This window comes from Marinobacter sp. M3C, assembly GCF_023311895.1.
GTDB lineage: Bacteria > Pseudomonadota > Gammaproteobacteria > Pseudomonadales > Oleiphilaceae > Marinobacter.
In genome coordinates, this window is record NZ_CP092284.1 from 2902877 (window position 1) to 2918578 (window position 15702).

At 56.6% G+C, this 15702-nt stretch carries 11 protein-coding genes and 1 pseudogene; 8 read left to right on the forward strand and 4 right to left on the reverse strand.

Annotated features, from left to right (window positions below; genetic code table 11):
* Window positions 1–12 precede the first annotated feature (12 nt).
* Window positions 13–2019, forward strand: coding sequence for an acetoacetate--CoA ligase (locus MIH18_RS13655; RefSeq protein WP_249012622.1), 2007 nt, complete (start codon window positions 13–15; stop codon window positions 2017–2019).
* Between the two features lie 238 nt (window positions 2020–2257).
* Complete coding sequence (locus MIH18_RS13660) at window positions 2258–4498, forward strand: NADP-dependent isocitrate dehydrogenase (RefSeq protein ID WP_249012623.1); 2241 nt, start codon at window positions 2258–2260, stop codon at window positions 4496–4498.
* A 90-nt stretch (window positions 4499–4588) separates the two neighbouring features.
* On the opposite strand, the pseudogene MIH18_RS13665 reads toward MIH18_RS13660, so the two are convergent.
* Together MIH18_RS13665 and ybaK are read right to left on the reverse strand one after the other, a co-directional pair.
* Window positions 4589–5528: pseudogene (locus MIH18_RS13665) on the reverse strand (IS1595 family transposase).
* Between the two features lie 107 nt (window positions 5529–5635).
* Window positions 5636–6106, reverse strand: coding sequence for a Cys-tRNA(Pro) deacylase (gene ybaK, locus MIH18_RS13670; protein WP_249007040.1), 471 nt, complete (start codon window positions 6104–6106; stop codon window positions 5636–5638).
* A 478-nt stretch (window positions 6107–6584) separates the two neighbouring features.
* On the opposite strand from ybaK, the gene MIH18_RS13675 reads away from it, so the two are divergent.
* From MIH18_RS13675 to MIH18_RS13685, 3 genes are all read left to right on the forward strand, one after another.
* On the forward strand, window positions 6585–6986 hold the full coding sequence (locus MIH18_RS13675) for a PA2779 family protein (RefSeq protein WP_249007041.1): 402 nt from the start codon (window positions 6585–6587) through the stop codon (window positions 6984–6986).
* A gap of 133 nt (window positions 6987–7119) precedes the next feature.
* Entirely contained in the window at window positions 7120–7965 is an 846-nt protein-coding gene (locus MIH18_RS13680) for a PA2778 family cysteine peptidase (protein WP_249007042.1), read from the forward strand.
* 155 nt (window positions 7966–8120) lie between these two features.
* Complete coding sequence (locus MIH18_RS13685; RefSeq protein WP_249012624.1) at window positions 8121–9419, forward strand: serine hydrolase domain-containing protein; 1299 nt, start codon at window positions 8121–8123, stop codon at window positions 9417–9419.
* A gap of 24 nt (window positions 9420–9443) precedes the next feature.
* Here the strand turns inward: MIH18_RS13685 and MIH18_RS13690 are convergent, their stop codons facing one another.
* Together MIH18_RS13690 and MIH18_RS13695 are read right to left on the reverse strand one after the other, a co-directional pair.
* Window positions 9444–9788, reverse strand: a complete 345-nt coding sequence (locus MIH18_RS13690; protein WP_249007044.1) for a hypothetical protein — start codon at window positions 9786–9788, stop codon at window positions 9444–9446.
* 144 nt (window positions 9789–9932) lie between these two features.
* Complete coding sequence (locus MIH18_RS13695; protein ID WP_249012625.1) at window positions 9933–11618, reverse strand: BCCT family transporter; 1686 nt, start codon at window positions 11616–11618, stop codon at window positions 9933–9935.
* Window positions 11619–11920: 302 nt separating this feature from the next.
* On the opposite strand from MIH18_RS13695, the gene MIH18_RS13700 reads away from it, so the two are divergent.
* The 3 genes from MIH18_RS13700 (at window position 11921) to dgcA (ending at window position 15684) form a co-directional block, all read left to right on the forward strand.
* A complete protein-coding gene (locus tag MIH18_RS13700; protein ID WP_249007046.1) occupies window positions 11921–12988 on the forward strand; it encodes a dipeptidase in 1068 nt (355 codons plus the stop codon).
* An 85-nt stretch (window positions 12989–13073) separates the two neighbouring features.
* Complete coding sequence (locus tag MIH18_RS13705; protein WP_249012626.1) at window positions 13074–13607, forward strand: 4-vinyl reductase; 534 nt, start codon at window positions 13074–13076, stop codon at window positions 13605–13607.
* A 10-nt stretch (window positions 13608–13617) separates the two neighbouring features.
* Entirely contained in the window at window positions 13618–15684 is a 2067-nt protein-coding gene (dgcA, locus tag MIH18_RS13710; protein ID WP_249012627.1) for a dimethylglycine demethylation protein DgcA, read from the forward strand.
* Window positions 15685–15702 lie beyond the last annotated feature (18 nt).

Below are 15702 nucleotides of genomic sequence, written 5' to 3' on the forward strand. Positions count from 1 at the left end.
ACGGAGCAATGGATGAATAACAACGAACAATCCCCGGTAGTCTGGTCTCCTTCTGACACAGTCCTCAACGACAGCCAGATGGGGCGCTTTCAGCACTGGTTGGAAGAACTCGGTTACGGACCCTTCGCAGATTATCACGCTCTGCACCAGTGGTCGGTGACCGATCTGGACGGCTTCTGGAAAGCCGTCTGGGATTACTGCGGACTGATCAGCCACACGCCCGCGCAACAGGTATTGGGCAAGCGTGAGATGCCCGGAGCTGAATGGTTTCCCGGCATGACCCTCAACTTCGCCGCCAACTTGCTGCGCCACGCCGAAGGCGAACAGGCGAACAGCGAAGCCATTGTTGCCTACTGCGAAACCCGCCCGGTCTTGCGTCGCACTTACACGGAATTACGCGCCGACGTGGGCGCGTTAGAAGCCTATTTGTGCAGCCAAGGCATTGCGAAAGGCGACCGGGTTGCCGGTATCGTCACCAACGGTTACGAAGCCATCGTAGGCATGCTGGCCGCCACCAGCATGGGTGCGGTGTGGAGTTCAGCGTCACCGGACTTTGGCATTGGCGCCATTCTGGACCGTTTTGGCCAGATTGAACCCACTGCGTTGATTGCCGTAAATGGCTATGGTTACGGCGGCAAAGTGTTCCCGCGTCAGCAGGAATTCGCCCAATTGATTAGCGGCTTGCCCTCGTTGAAATGTGTGGTCAGTGTGCCGCAGCTGCCAGACGCACCGGCCATTGAAGGCCCCTTCGTCAGCGACTGGCAGCAGGCCCTTGCGGCCGGCGCTGGCAAGCGGCCGTCTTTCATCCCGGTGGCACCAGACCATCCGGTGTATATCTTGTATTCCTCCGGCACCACCGGCAAACCCAAGTGCATCGTACACGGCACTGTGGGCCTACTGGTCAACCACGCGAAAGAGTTAATGCTGCATGGCGATGTCGGTAGTGGCGACCGCTTCATGTACTTCACCACCTGTGGCTGGATGATGTGGAACTGGCAGGCATCCGCCCTGCTGACCGGCGCGGCGGTGATCACCGTAGACGGCTCGCCGGGCTACCCCAGCCTGAACATGCTGTGGCAAACCGTAGCCGATGAAAAAGTCACCCATTTCGGCACCAGCGCCCGCTTTTTGGCCGGTTGTCGCAAAGACAGCATGACCCCCGCTAAAGATTTGGATTTAAGCGCACTCAGAGTTGTGTTCTCCACCGGCTCGCCGTTGTTGCCAGAAGACTATGACTGGATGTACAGCGACGGCGCCCCGAATGCCCTGTTAGGCTCCATCGCCGGTGGCACCGACATCTGCGGCTGCTTTGTAGGCTCCACACCCTTACTGCCCGTACGCCGCGGCGAAATACAATGTCGCCTTTTGGGCGTAGATGCCGCCGCCTTTGACGACAACGGCCAATCCGTAAGCTCCGGCCGCGGTGAACTGGTGTGCCGCCAGCCCCTGCCGTCTATGCCCGTCAGTTTCTGGGACGACCCAGGCGGCGAACGCTATCGTAACGCCTACTTCGACACGTTCGCCGATTCTGCGCCCGGCGTGTGGGCCCACGGCGACTTCATCGAATTCACCGAACACGGCGGCGCCATCATCTACGGCCGCTCTGACGCCACTCTAAACCCCGGTGGCGTTCGCATCGGCACCGCAGAAATCTATCGGCAAGTAGAAACGGAAACTGCCATAAAAGACAGCCTGGTGGTTGGCCGACAGATCGAAGGCGACGTAGAAGTGGTGTTGCTGGTGGTTCTGGCCGACGGCGAAACCCTGAACGAAGAACTGCTCAAACGCCTGAAAACCCAAATCCGCAAAGGCGCCAGCCCCCGTCATGTTCCTCGCCATATCATCCCGGTGCCAGACATCCCCTACACCCGCAGCGGCAAAAAAGTAGAACTCGCCGTAGCACGCCTGATCAACGGTTCTGCCCGCATCGACAACCGCGACGCACTGGCCAATCCGGAAGCGCTGGATGCTATTCAGGCGTGTTTGCAGGAAGCTGAGCTGTTGCCGACGGAGGGTTAAACTGGGATCTGGCCGAGATAAGCACAGTATAAAAAGCCTTGGTGGGAGCAGGCCCCACCAAGGCGAAGCCATCAAAATCCGCCTTCATACTAAGATCTTAGCCGCAATTCCCAAAAAAATGTTATCGTAGTAGGCCTAATAAAAGCCACCATCCAGTCACAGCCAGAGCCAGAGGTGCCCAGCACAGCTGGCGGCCGTGGCCGTCCTGAATCCACCCTTATATAGCTCGAGGACGAACATGACAGAGTCAATAACCAAAATTATCTACACACTGACCGACGAAGCGCCAGCGCTTGCCACCCGGTCACTGTTGCCAATCCTGGAAACCTACGCCAAGCCGGCCGGTATTCATTTTGAAACCAGCGATATCTCATTGGCGGCCCGCATTCTGGCCAACTTCCCGGACTACCTCGCAGAAGACCAGCGAGTGCCCGATGCTCTGGCCGAACTGGGTGAATACACCAAAGATCCCAATGCCAACATCATCAAACTGCCGAATATTTCCGCCTCTATTCCCCAGCTGCGCTCCGCCATCAAAGAGCTGAATAAGCAGGGTTATAAAGTCCCGGAATACAAAGAAAACCCGCAGACCGACGAAGAAAAAGATGCCACTGCCCGCTATAACAAAGTACTGGGCAGCGCCGTAAACCCGGTGTTGCGTGAAGGCAACTCCGACCGCCGTGCTCCTGCCGCGGTAAAGGCCTTTGCCCGCAAATACCCGCATTCCATGGGTGAGTGGAGCCCGGCATCACGCACCCACGTAGCGCACATGAAAGGCGGCGATTTCTACTCCTCAGAGCAGTCCGTCACCCTGAACAAGGCCACCAACAGCCGCATTGTGTTCGAGAACACGAAAGGCGAGCAGACCGTTCTGAAAGCCGAACTGCCGCTGCTGGACGGCGAAGTGGTCGACGGCATGAACATGAGCAAAAAAGCGCTGTGCGCGTTCTTCGAAGCGGCTATTAAAGACTGCGAAGACACCGGCGTGATGTTCTCGCTGCACGTTAAAGCCACCATGATGAAAATCTCTCACCCGATCGTGTTTGGTCATGCAGTGAAGATTTACTACAAAGAACTGTTTGACCAGTTCGGTGACCTGTTCGAGGAGATCGGCGTAAACCCGAACAACGGTTTGTCATCCGTGCTCGAGAAAATCAAGCAGCTGCCAGAGTCCAAGCAGGAAGAAATTCAGGAAGCATTGCACAAAACCTACGAGCACCGCCCGGAAATCGCGATGGTAGACTCGGTCAAGGGTATTACCAACCTGCACATGCCCAGTGACATTATCGTAGACGCCTCCATGCCTGCGATGATCCGTAACTCCGGCAAGATGTGGGCCCGTGACGGCAAGCTGAAAGACACCAAGGCGGTCATGCCAGAGTCGACCTACGCCACTATTTACCAGGAAGCCATCAACTTCTGCAAAACCAACGGCGCGTTTGACCCCACCACCATGGGCACCGTGCCAAACGTCGGCCTGATGGCGCAGAAAGCCGAAGAATATGGCTCTCACGACAAAACATTTGAAATTAAAGAAGACGGCATTATTCGAGTGATCGCCGAGGACGGCACCGTACTGACCGAGCACAACGTAGAAACCGGCGACATCTGGCGCGCATGCCAGACTAAAGACCTGCCCATCCGCGACTGGGTCAAACTGGCGGTTAACCGTGCCCGTGCCACCGGCATGCCGGCTGTGTTCTGGCTGGACGACGAGCGCGCCCACGATGCCCAGTTGATCAAGAAAGTAAACACCTACCTGAAAGACCACGACACCGATGGCCTGGACATCCGCATCATGTCGCCGGTACGTGCTATTCGCTGGACCATGGAACGCCTGATCCGCAGCTTGGACACCATCTCGGTAACCGGCAACGTATTGCGTGATTACCTGACTGACCTGTTCCCGATTCTGGAGCTGGGCACCAGCGCCAAAATGCTGTCCATCGTACCTCTGCTGAACGGCGGTGGCCTTTATGAAACCGGTGCTGGCGGTTCTGCACCCAAGCATGTACAGCAGCTGGTTGAAGAGAACCACCTGCGCTGGGATTCATTGGGTGAGTTCCTGGCCATTGCGGTATCGCTGGATGAGCTGGGTGCAAAGCATAACAACCACCGTGCACGCCTGCTGGGCCAAACTTTGGACAAAGCGACCGAAACCCTGTTGGAAAACAACCAGTCTCCGTCGCGCTCTACTGGCGAGCTAGACAACCGTGGCAGCCACTTCCACCTGGCTCATTACTGGGCACAGGAATTGGCTGCGCAGGACGAAGACAAGGAATTGAAAACCTTCTTCGCCAAGCTGGCTGAAAAGCTGGGAGCCAACCAAGACAAGATTCTTGAAGAACTGAGAGTGATTCAAGGCAAAGCAGTAAACTTAGGTGGTTATTACCACGCGCCCGCAGGAAAAGTGAACGAAGTGATGCAGCCCAGCGCAACGCTGAACAAGCTGATGGAAGAAGCCCGCGCTTCGGTTTAACACCCTTAGTGTGGCAGCGGCCCGGCAAATAACCCGAGCCGCTGGATTGAAAAACCCGCAAAACGGTCACCGTCTTGCGGGTTTTTTTGGCTATGTCCCAATTAGTTGTTGCGATACTCGACCGGTTGCTTCCAGCAAACAGCATTCGGGAGTTAGCTCAGGGTATCGCTCCAGCAACCGTCGCCAACCCAAGTAGTTCTTCAGGTATTTGGTCGCCACACCATGGAACCGAATCATCCAGTTTTTCAATCGACTGTCGTACGCATTGACGTTCTGGATATGAAAAGCACCGCGGACACGGGGCCGGCGAGCAGATACAGCCTGGTGCTCGATTCCCGCTTTTTTCGCAAAAGCCCGATAAACCGAGGCCCCGTCAGTACAGAGGCAGGCATCCGCTGCGACCAACGGCTTGAGTGCGCGGCTGACTTCGATGGCATTGAGCTTTGGCAAGATAAAATCTGCGGTTTCCCCGGTCCGATCACGCACCACCAGCACTGGAATTTGGTCGGGCCCCGTTCCGCGAGTTAGGCTGACTCCGCCCCGCTGACGGGCCTTGCGAGAGATTTTCCGCTGGCCTTTGAAGGACGCCAGAAAGAAGGTCTCATCCGCATCCACGATGCCGGACTCGCGTTGAGCCTGATGCCCCGCAACCAGAGCCAAGAAGCGGTGGCGCCACAAGAAGGCCGTGTTCTTGTTGATGTGACACTCAGTAGCAGCCTGGCGCACGGTTTTGCCGTCGATTAACGCCTGAGCGTAACACAACCAGTGCTCACGTTTACACAGGCGGGCCAGCGGTGTTCCGGTCAACGGATTGCAAGTACGCCTGCATTGGGCGCAACGGTAACGCGGCAGATTGTGGCCTGAGCCGCGATGCCTGGCAATGCGGACAGCAGGTGGGAGAGTGCTCGACGAGCAGCGTGTCCGCCGCGCCCGTATCGGCCTGTTGGAAATAGCGGTGTAGTTGATGCCGCTGGCTGGGTGTCAGCTGGCCTAGTTGCAACATGAGGAAGTGAAAGGCTTTGTCGTTCATGGCATAACCTCCGATGAGGAGATATCTGCTCTAAGTATAGCTGCGCAACAACTAACTCAGACATAGCCTTTTTTTATGGGTAGAGATTTTACCCAGTCAGTCGGGCATCACTCTTGGCGCAACGCCACAAAGCGCCCCTGGGTGAGAGTGGCCAGGTCTTCCGGCGCCAGCTCAATTTCAAGCCCCCGCCGACCGGCGCTGACATGAATCTGTTCGAACAGCTGCGCTGACTCGTCAATGAACGTCGCCAGCGGCCGTTTTTGCCCCAGCGGGCTAACCCCACCCAGAACATAACCGCTGCTGCGCTGCACTTGCTGCTTGTCTGCCATGATGGCTTTTTTGCCGCTCGCTGCTTTGGCAATCAGCTTCATACTGAGCATGGCGTTCACCGGTACAATGGCTACCACCAGGGTCTTGGTATCCACCGCCACCACCAGAGTCTTGAACACGCAGGCCGGGTTTAGCCCAAGCTTTTCCGCAGCCTCAGTGCCATAGCCAGCGCTGGCAGGATCGTGTTGATACTGATGTAGTTGGTGTTCAATCCCCGCGTCGCGGGCGACATCAATAGCAGGGGTCATACTGGTTCCGGTGGAGTTTTTGCGCTGTGTCCGTTATCCAATCTATTTTTTTATCAGAGCTATCTAGTATCAGAACTATCGAGTATCAAGGCTATCTATTATTGAAACCGTCTAGTTCCCCAGCACATTGGTGTCACCTTTTTTCGATTTTTTGGCCGCTTTCTTTTCTTTTGCAGTCAAAAGCGGTTTCTTCTTCTCAGCTTTTTTACTGTCTTGTCCTTTGCTCATGTCTATTGCCTCTCGCCATAACTGATTGACCCAAAATTCAGTATGGCCCCAATTACGAATAACTGGAAGCACAGAACTCGGTGGTGAAGTAAGTTCCGAATAGGTGACCACATCAAGACCCTAACCGGAAGCTCGTTGGCTATCTTTTCAGTCGGCCCTCCTGTGCGTGAAAGCCAGTTGCGGCTACACTGATGTATTAAGTGATCCAACAATATACCCCCAAACATTAGAAGAACATGAGGAACAAACCATGCAGGCAATCAGAGGCTACATGCAATCTATTTCAGGCATCATGGCGATGGTTATGATGTTGATGTCAATGTGGGCAATACCCGCCTCTGCCAGCATTGTCGGCACCGGCGAATTATTAACAGAGCAGCGTGCCGATATTGACCGCCAGGCCCTGATGGAGATGCTGGAACGCGATGATGTAAAAGGTACTCTGGCCAGCATGGGGGTCGGAGAACAGGAAGTGCGTGACCGCATTCAAAGCCTGACACCCTCTGAGCTGACGGACTTCAAACAACAACTGGCTGCGGCACCGGCCGGTGAAGGTGTTGTCGGTATCATCGTGCTGTTTCTGCTGGTGTTCATCATCACCGATATGCTTTGCGCCACTGATATCTTCCCGTTCGTCAGGTGCCTGCGGTAATGACATCAGCATGTTTGCTTTTTTATTGAAACCAAGCAGGCTACTCACGGCCGCATTCTTGGGGGTTCTGCTCTCAGGGTGCGCCAGCCGGCCGCAGTGGCCAACGGGCTTCGAAAGCGCTGAGCTCACGGACGTGCCATTTCATCCTCAGGAACAGTATCAGTGTGGCCCCGCTTCGTTGGCGATGATGCTGAATGCACAGGGCGTGAGTGCCGCTCCTGATGAGTTGATTGACCGGGTGTACCTGCCAGAGCGCCAGGGAGCGTTGCAGGTTGAAATGGTGGCTGCTGCGCGCCAATACGGCATGTTGGTGTACCCGCTGGATCCCGACCTAACCAGCGTATTGACCGAGGTGAGTGCGGGCCACCCGGTGTTGGTGCTGCAAAATCTGCGTTTCAACTGGTGGCCGCAGTGGCACTTTGCCGTGGTTATCGGGTTTGATAGTGCCCAGGAAGCGCTGATTCTTCACACCGGAACGGAAAAAGGCTACCGGCAGAAAGTCTCCGTTTTCATGGCGACCTGGGATCGCTCAGGCCGGTGGGCCCGAATAATAGTGCCGCCAGGCCAAATTCCGGTAACGGCACAGCCGTTGCCTTACCTGATGGCCGCGCATGATCTGGAAACCACACAACAGCCTGTTGCAGCGGAGGCTGCCTATTTGGCCGCGGCAAAAGCCTGGCCGGATCAGCCCGCTGCGTTATTGGGGCTGGGCAACATTGCCTATCAACAAGGTCGCTGGGCCGCGGCAGCCGAACACTATCAGGCTATGACCTATCGGTTTCCAGGCATTGCATCGGGTTGGAACAACCTCGCCGAAGCGCGGCTGAAGCAAGGCTGCACCGAGGCGGCAGAGGCGGCCTCGACCACCGCGAACCGGATGGCCCCAGACCGTTTTTTTGTGATCACCCCGGAATCGTCGCTCCCCAAATCATCGGATACCAGAATGACCCGCGATTGCCCGGCACCGGCAGCGTATTAAAAGAGATTTCAGGCTTGAGGTTGTACGCTAGATTCTTTTGCACAGCGCCTCCTGCTCGGTCGTCATAATCGGTGTATTTTGGGCTAGGCTGTATAACAATTTAATCCACGCGAAAAGCCCGTAATTATGGCGCCGTGCCCTCATGGAGAAATAACATGCTCAGCCCCATAAAAACACTTACTCGCCGCGCCCTTCACACGTGCAGAGTGCCCAAGGATCTTGCCAGCGTGACCTGCCGTGATACGGCCGGGGAAAATCCAGTGTCGGTAGGGTTGCGACCAGAGTCGGTAGAGGCGGTATGGCGCAGTGTCGAGAGTCTTTACCGCACTGGCGTGCATCCGGGTATCCAGATTTCATTGCGCCACCGGGGCGAGTCGGTGCTGCACCGCGCTATCGGTCATGCCCGGGGTAACGGCCCGGACGACAGCGTGGATACGCCGCGGGTAGCGATGACAACAGGCACACCCGTCTGTTATTTCTCCGCGTCGAAAGCGGTGACGGCCTTTTTGATTCATCTGCTAGCCGAGCAGGGGTTGGTCAACCTGATGGACCCGGTGGCTTATTACTGCCCGGAATTTGCCCATAACGGCAAGCGCACCATCACCCTGCACCAGATACTGTCCCATCGCGGCGGTATTCCGGCGATTCCTGGTGACACGCCACCTGAGGTGCTGTGGAACCCGGAAGAAATCTGGCGCCTGCTGTGTGAGGAGCGGGCGATGCAGGTAGACGGTTCAAAAGTCTTTTATCACGCTATTACCGGCGGCTTTGTGTTGCAGCGAGTTCTCGAAACCGTCACTGGCCTGACGATTCAGCAGTATCTGGACCGTTATATTCGCAAGCCCATGGGGATGACCTGGTTTACCTATGGCGTAGCAGCGGCGGATTTAACCGTGCCGGCGGCTAACTACGCTACCGGCCCGCGGCCTACCTGGCCGATATCGCGGGTTGTAAAGCGGGCGTTGGGTGGCGATATCAAATCTGTGGAAGCGGTGACCAATGACCCTCGCTTTCAGCAGGCGGTCATACCCGCCGGCAATCTGTATGGCACCGCCGAGGAAATGGGGCGGTTTTTCCAGATGATGCTCAATGGCGGCGTGTGGGCTGGAAAGCGCATCTGCAGTGAAATTACGGTGCAGCGCGCAATCCAGCAGTTTGGGTCGCTGCAGCTCGATCGCACCCTTATGCTGCCTATGCGCTTCAGCGCCGGGATGATGCTGGGGGGCGACCCGGTAGGAGTCTGGGGGCCAAACACCCGTTATGCGTTTGGCCACGTGGGGCTAATCAACAAGTTTTGCTGGGCCGATTCGGCACGGGATATTTCAGTGAGCCTGCTGACCACCGGTTTCCCGATTGTGGGCCATCATTTACTGGCGCTGGGGAAATTTCTGTACAACGTCAGTACCGTGTTTCCGCAATTGCCTGAAGGCCAGCGGGTGCATGTCGGCGCGTAATTTACGGCTGCTTCAGACAGGAGACTAGAGCGTGCGCAGCTGGTCTTCCAGAATGCCCAGTACGGAAGAAAGAATGTCGCGAAAGTCGGTTAGGGTCTGCGTGCGCTGGATGATCAGCTCGCGGGCTTCGTCCAGGCGCTCAAGTTTCGGCACGATGCGGCGGATGCCTTCGGTGATCACTTCGTAAGGGTAGTGATGGTCTTGAACGCTGAGTTTGTTCAGCTCGGCCACTTCCTGGCTGAAAATACTGATGATGTCGTACAGCATGTCTTTGTGTTCGATGCAGCTGGCTTCCCAATAGGCGTCATCCAGCAGTTCCAGTAATGACTGGTATTCGCGCAGAGTATCTGTAACAGAGGTTTGCGGCATGGCTCGGGCTCGGCAAAGGTGATGAATCAGAACACACTTATGTAATTATAGCAGCGGCTGCCGGGCCAGGGGCGTAAATCATAACGCACTCTGGCCTCATCCAATGAATGGCCAGAGTGGGTTATAAATCCGGTGATAGCCCTATCAACCTGCGGCAGGCACTGCCGCCCGCTTTTTCGCGTCCTTGGCGAGAACGCTGGACGCCCTTTTTCGTTTGATCGTCAGCAACTTTTGCTCGTGTTGTAAGCCCTTGGCGAGACTCACACACATTGCCAGCAGCACGATAGTGAACGGCAAACCGGTCGTTACCGAGCCCGCCTGCAAAGCGGTCAGGGCATCGGAGCCGCCAATCGTCAACAATGCGGCCGCAATAACGCCTTCCAATGTCGCCCAAAACACGCGTTGTGCCGTGGGTGAATCGGTTTTGCCACCCGAGGTAATACTGTCGATGACCAATGAGCCAGAGTCGGAGGAGGTCACGAAGAATACCAGCACCAGCACAATCGCCAGAACAGACGTGATTCCTGACAGCGGCAGGTTCTCCAGCATCTGAAACAGGGTCAGTGAAGAATCGCTGATGCCATCGGCCAGTGCACCAACGCCTGCTTTTGTCTGTGCTAGTCCATTGCCACCAAAGGCACTCATCCAGACGAACGTTACCAATGTTGGTACGAGGAGAACCGCGGTGAGAAATTCCCGAATCGTACGGCCCTTGGAGATGCGCGCGATAAACATGCCGACAAAGGGTGACCAGGAAATCCACCAGGCCCAATAGAAGATGGTCCAGCCGTGATAAAAGGTTTCATCCTCACGGCCGATTGGGTTGCTCAATGGCAGAAAGTGTTCGGCATAGGCCACGACTGTAGTGCCCAGGGTGCTGAGGAAAGTCATCAAAGATCCGGCAAAAATGACAAACAGCAACAGTGCGGCCGCCAGAACCATGTTGATATTGCTCATAAGCTTGACCCCGCCATCAAGGCCGCGCGTCACCGAAAAAAGCGCGACGGCGGTGACAACAACGATGATGCCCGTCTGTGTGCTCAGATCGGCAGGAATCCCGAACAGGTAATTCAGACCGCCGGCGGCCTGTTGTGCGCCGAAACCGAGGGAGGTGGCCAGGCCGAAAATAGTCGCGATGACCGCCGTGATATCGATGATATTACCGATGGGTCCGTATATCCGATTGCCAAGCAAGGGGTAAAAGGTCGAGCGTATCGTCAGCGGCAAGCCCTTATTGTAGGTAAAAAACGCCAGCGCTAACGCAACTACGCCATAAATCGCCCATGGGTGCAGCCCCCAGTGATACATCGTCGCTGCCATAGCGGCGCGCTCGGCTTCCATGGTGCCACCGGCAATGTTCAGCGGAGAGCCGTACCACTGGGTATAATAGCCAATAGGTTCAGCCACGCTCCAGAACATCAGGCCAATGCCCATGCCTGCTGCAAACAACATTGCAAACCATGAAGAGCGGCTGTAATCGGGTTTGGCTGTGTCACCACCAAGCCGGATTTTGCCTACAGGGAGTACAATCAAGGCCAGGCAGAACATCACGAAAATGTTACCACTTGACAAGAACAACCAGTCAAAAGTATTGATTGACCAGGTACGCGCCGCCATCAGCATCTCGCTGGCAGCTGCGGGGAAGATCAGCGAGCCCGCAACGAATACCAAAATTAGCAAAGCGCTGGTCAGGAAAACGGGATTATGAAGTTCCAGCCCCAGGGGGTGGATGTTGTGTTGTCCTATTTCGTAATCGGTATCGTAAACCGCTTCCAGTTCTTTTATCGTTTGCAATTGCTGTGTCTCATTGCTCTTGATGTTTCCATCCATTGTGGAGCCTCCTCTTTATTATTGTTGGGCGTGCGACAGACAGTCGCCGTAGCAGGGACAGAAAACCACATTGCCGCAAGATCAGTCAGTCTGCGGGCGACTGGCACGAGTCTCTCTGCGACGGGGAAGGCAAGCGCTTGGGTCCGATACCGCAGTGCCACCGGATGATGCGATCCCGCCGAATCAGGTGGGCCCTGATTCGCGCATGACGTTTTTGGGATTCTTTCGGTCGCAATCAGTCAATTTGGTCGATAGGGAGGACGCTATGCTGCGGCTATAACGTCTAATGCCTGGAGCCGACAATGTCCCTCATCAACCTGCACTCCGCTGCCGATTTGCACAGCAATGCCATCATTATCGATGGTTTGATCATCGCCAAATGGAGCCGTGAGCTCTTTGAAGATATGCGCAAGGGTGGGCTGACCGCCGCCAACTGCACGGTATCGGTGTGGGAGGATTTTCAAGGGACGATTGACAATATCGTCATGGTCAATCAGCTCATGCGCGACAGCACCGACCTGGTACACCAGGTTCATACCACCGAGGATATCCGGCAGGCCAAGCGCGAAGGCAAGACCGGCATCATCCTCGGCTTTCAGAACGCACACGCCTTCGAGGACCAGCTCGGCTACGTCGAGATATTCAAGCGCCTCGGCGTGGGTATCGTGCAGATGTGCTACAACACGCAGAACCTGGTCGGTACCGGTTGTTATGAGCGCGATGGTGGCTTGTCCGGTTTTGGTCGCGAGATAATCGCCGAAATGAACCGGGTGGGCATCATGTGCGATCTCTCTCACGTCGGCGCGGTCACGTCTGAAGAAGTCATCCTCGAGTCGAAAAAACCTGTTTGTTATTCCCATTGCTTGCCGGCCGGCCTTAAACAGCATCCGCGCAACAAGACCGACGAGCAGCTCAAGTTCATCGCCGACCGTGGCGGTTTCGTCGGCGTGACCATGTTCGCGCCCTTTCTGAAGAACGGCATCGATTCCACCGTTGACGACTACTGCGAAGCGATTGGCTACATCATGAATATCGTCGGTGAAGATGCAATTGGTATCGGCACCGATTTTACCCAGGGTCACGGCCCCGAATTCTTCGACATGCTCACCCACGATAAAGGCTATGCCCGGTCCCTGACCGAATTCGGCAAGATTGTTAACCCGTTGGGCATACGCACCGTGGGTGAGTTCCCCAACCTCACCGAGGCGCTGCTAAAAAACGGATTTTCCGAACCTCAGGTTCGCAAGATCATGGGCGAAAACTGGCTGCGGGTTCTTGGCGACGTCTGGGGCACGGAACAGAATCAGAGGCAGGAGTCTGACGCTGGGTTGGCGTCCGGGCAGGTCGTCGCGGCGGGTGATGTTGCGTGAGCTTTTCAGGGGTGATGCCCCGTTATGGCGTCCGTAACGATCCTGAAAACGACCGGGGATGGAAAATAATGCGAGGGGAGCGACCATGACGACGACGGCACCAGAACTGCCTATCGAGGTTGATAAGGAAACCGGCGTCTGGACAACCGATGCGTTGCCTATGCTTTACGTTCCGCGCCACTTTTTTGTCAATAATCACATGGCGATCGAGCAGGAAATAGGCGCTGTGCGTTATGCCGAAATTCTCTACGACGCTGGTTACAAATCGGCATGGCACTGGTGTGAAAAGGAGGCCGAATTGCACGGCCTGGAAGGCGCAGCCGTGTTTGAGCATTACATGCTGCGCCTCTCGCAGCGTGGTTGGGGCCTGTTCACCATTGAGAAACTCGATATCGAGCAGGGGGTCGCACGCGTCCGCCTGGACCACAGTGCCTTTGTGTACGTTTACGGAAAAGTCGATCGCAAGGTCGACTATATGTTCACCGGCTGGTTTGCCGGCGCCATGGACCAGATTCAGGAAGCTTGGGGGCATTCGTTGCGGACCCGCGCTGAACAGATCCAGAGCGCGGCGGAACCTGGCTGCGACCACGGCATATTCATCGTTCAGCCCCTGAGTTAAGGACTTTCCCATGGCTTTCGAGGCGTTGTTCAAACCCATCCAGATTGGCACCCAGACTATCCGCAACCGCGTGGTCAGCACCGCCCACGCCGAGGTCTATGCAACCGATGGCGGCATGACCACCGAGCGCTACGTGCGCTATTACGAAGAGAAAGCCAAAGGCGGCTGCGGTCTGTGCATTTGCGGGGGCTCGTCGGTGGTGTCCATCGACAGTCCCCATAATTGGTGGAGTTCGGTAAATCTGGCCACCGATCGCATTATCCCCCACTTCCAAAACCTGGCGGACGCCGTGCACAAGCATGGCGGCAAGATCCTGATCCAAATCACCCATATGGGCCGCAGGTCCCGCTGGGATGGTTTCGACTGGCCCTCGCTCGTGTCGCCATCGGGTATACGTGAACCGGTCCATCGCGCGACCTGCAAGACCATCGAAGAAGAAGAGATCTGGCGCATCATTGGTGATTTCGTTCAGGCGGCGCGACGGGCGAAGGCTGGCGGCCTGGACGGCGTTGAACTATCGGCCGTGCACCAGCACCTGATCGATCAGTTCTGGAGCCCGCGTGTCAACAAACGCACCGACATGTGGGGCAAGACCTTCGAAGACCGCATGCGTTTTGGTCTTGAGGTTCTAAAGGCGGTTCGCGCCGAAGTCGGCGATGATTTCATCGTCGGCCTGCGCATCAGCGGCGACGAGTTCCATCCCGATGGCCTCAGCCATGACGACATGAAACAGATCGCGGCCTATTACGACGCGACCGGCATGGTCGACTATTTCGGCGTGGTCGGCTCCGGTTGCGACACCCATAACACTCTGGCGAACGTGATTCCAAATATGTCCTACCCGCCCGAGCCGTTTCTGCACCTGGCGGCGGGCATTAAAGCCGTTGTCGGTGTGCCGGTGATCCATGCCCAGAACATCAAGGATCCGAATCAGGCGCAGCGCATACTGGAGGCCGGCTACGTTGATCTGGTGGGGATGACGCGGGCGCAGATTGCCGACCCGCATATCGTCAATAAAATCAAACTGGGGCAGATAGACCAGATCAAGCAGTGCGTGGGTGCCAACTATTGTATCGATCGGCAGTACCAGGGGCTGGATGTGCTGTGCATCCAGAATGCGGCAACCTCGCGTGAGTATCAGGGTCTGCCGCATATCATCGACAAGAGTACCGGCCCGCGGCGCAAGGTAGTGGTCGTGGGCGGCGGTCCTGCGGGCATGGAGGCGGCGCGGGTGGCTGCGGAGCGTGGTCATGCTGTGACGCTGTACGAGGCGAGCCCAGCACTTGGCGGACAGATCACCATAGCTTCCAAGGCGCCGCAGCGCGATCAGATTGCCGGCATCACCCGCTGGTTTCAGCTCGAACTGGCCCGCCTTAACGTCGAAGTATGTCTCGGCGTACGAGCGGACGAAGGCGTGCTCGAGATGCGTCCAGACATCGTGATTGTCGCAACCGGCGGCGCGCCTTTCCTGTCGCAGGTGCCTGAATGGGGTGCCGAAGACGGCCTGGTCGTCAGCACCTGGGACATCCTCAACGGCGTTGTCGCGCCCGGCAAGAATGTGCTGGTGTACGACACAATCTGCGAGTTCCCCGGCGTATCGGCGGCCGATTTCCTCTCCGAGAAAGGCGCCCAAGTCGAAATCGTGACCGACGACATCAAGCCCGGCGCGGCCGTTGGCGGCACCAGCTTCCCAACCTACTACCGTAGCCTGTACGCCAAGGAGGTGATCATGACCTCCGACCTGATGCTGCAGAAGGTCTATCGCGAAGGCGACAAGCTGGTGGCGGTACTCGAAAACGAATATACCGGCGTTCAGGAAGAGCGGGTAGTTGATCAGGTGGTGGTTGAAAACGGCGTACGGCCCGATGAAGCGCTGTACTACGCGCTCAAGCCGCGCTCGCTGAACAAGGGCCAGGTCGACCTTGAGGCGCTGTTTGAAATCAGGCCGCAGCCATGCCTGAATACGCTGAGTGGCAACGGCAGCGATTTTCTGTTGTTCCGCCTGGGTGACTGCAACGCGCCACGCAACACTCACGCCGCCATTTACGATGCGCTCAGGTTGTGCAAGGACTTCTGAGGCGGTTGTCGGGCGGCC

Excerpts from the sequence above, each read along its gene's own strand:
- MIH18_RS13655 (WP_249012622.1), top strand. The coding sequence starts at position 13 with ATGAATAACAACGAACAATCCCCGGTAGTCTGGTCTCCTTCTGACACA.
- MIH18_RS13660 (WP_249012623.1), top strand. The coding sequence starts at position 2,258 with ATGACAGAGTCAATAACCAAAATTATCTACACACTGACCGACGAAGCG.
- ybaK (WP_249007040.1), bottom strand. The coding sequence starts at position 6,106 with ATGACCCCTGCTATTGATGTCGCCCGCGACGCGGGGATTGAACACCAA.
- MIH18_RS13675 (WP_249007041.1), top strand. The coding sequence starts at position 6,585 with ATGCAGGCAATCAGAGGCTACATGCAATCTATTTCAGGCATCATGGCG.
- MIH18_RS13685 (WP_249012624.1), top strand. The coding sequence starts at position 8,121 with ATGCTCAGCCCCATAAAAACACTTACTCGCCGCGCCCTTCACACGTGC.
- MIH18_RS13690 (WP_249007044.1), bottom strand. The coding sequence starts at position 9,788 with ATGCCGCAAACCTCTGTTACAGATACTCTGCGCGAATACCAGTCATTA.
- MIH18_RS13695 (WP_249012625.1), bottom strand. The coding sequence starts at position 11,618 with ATGGATGGAAACATCAAGAGCAATGAGACACAGCAATTGCAAACGATA.
- MIH18_RS13700 (WP_249007046.1), top strand. The coding sequence starts at position 11,921 with ATGTCCCTCATCAACCTGCACTCCGCTGCCGATTTGCACAGCAATGCC.
- MIH18_RS13705 (WP_249012626.1), top strand. The coding sequence starts at position 13,074 with ATGACGACGACGGCACCAGAACTGCCTATCGAGGTTGATAAGGAAACC.
- dgcA (WP_249012627.1), top strand. The coding sequence starts at position 13,618 with ATGGCTTTCGAGGCGTTGTTCAAACCCATCCAGATTGGCACCCAGACT.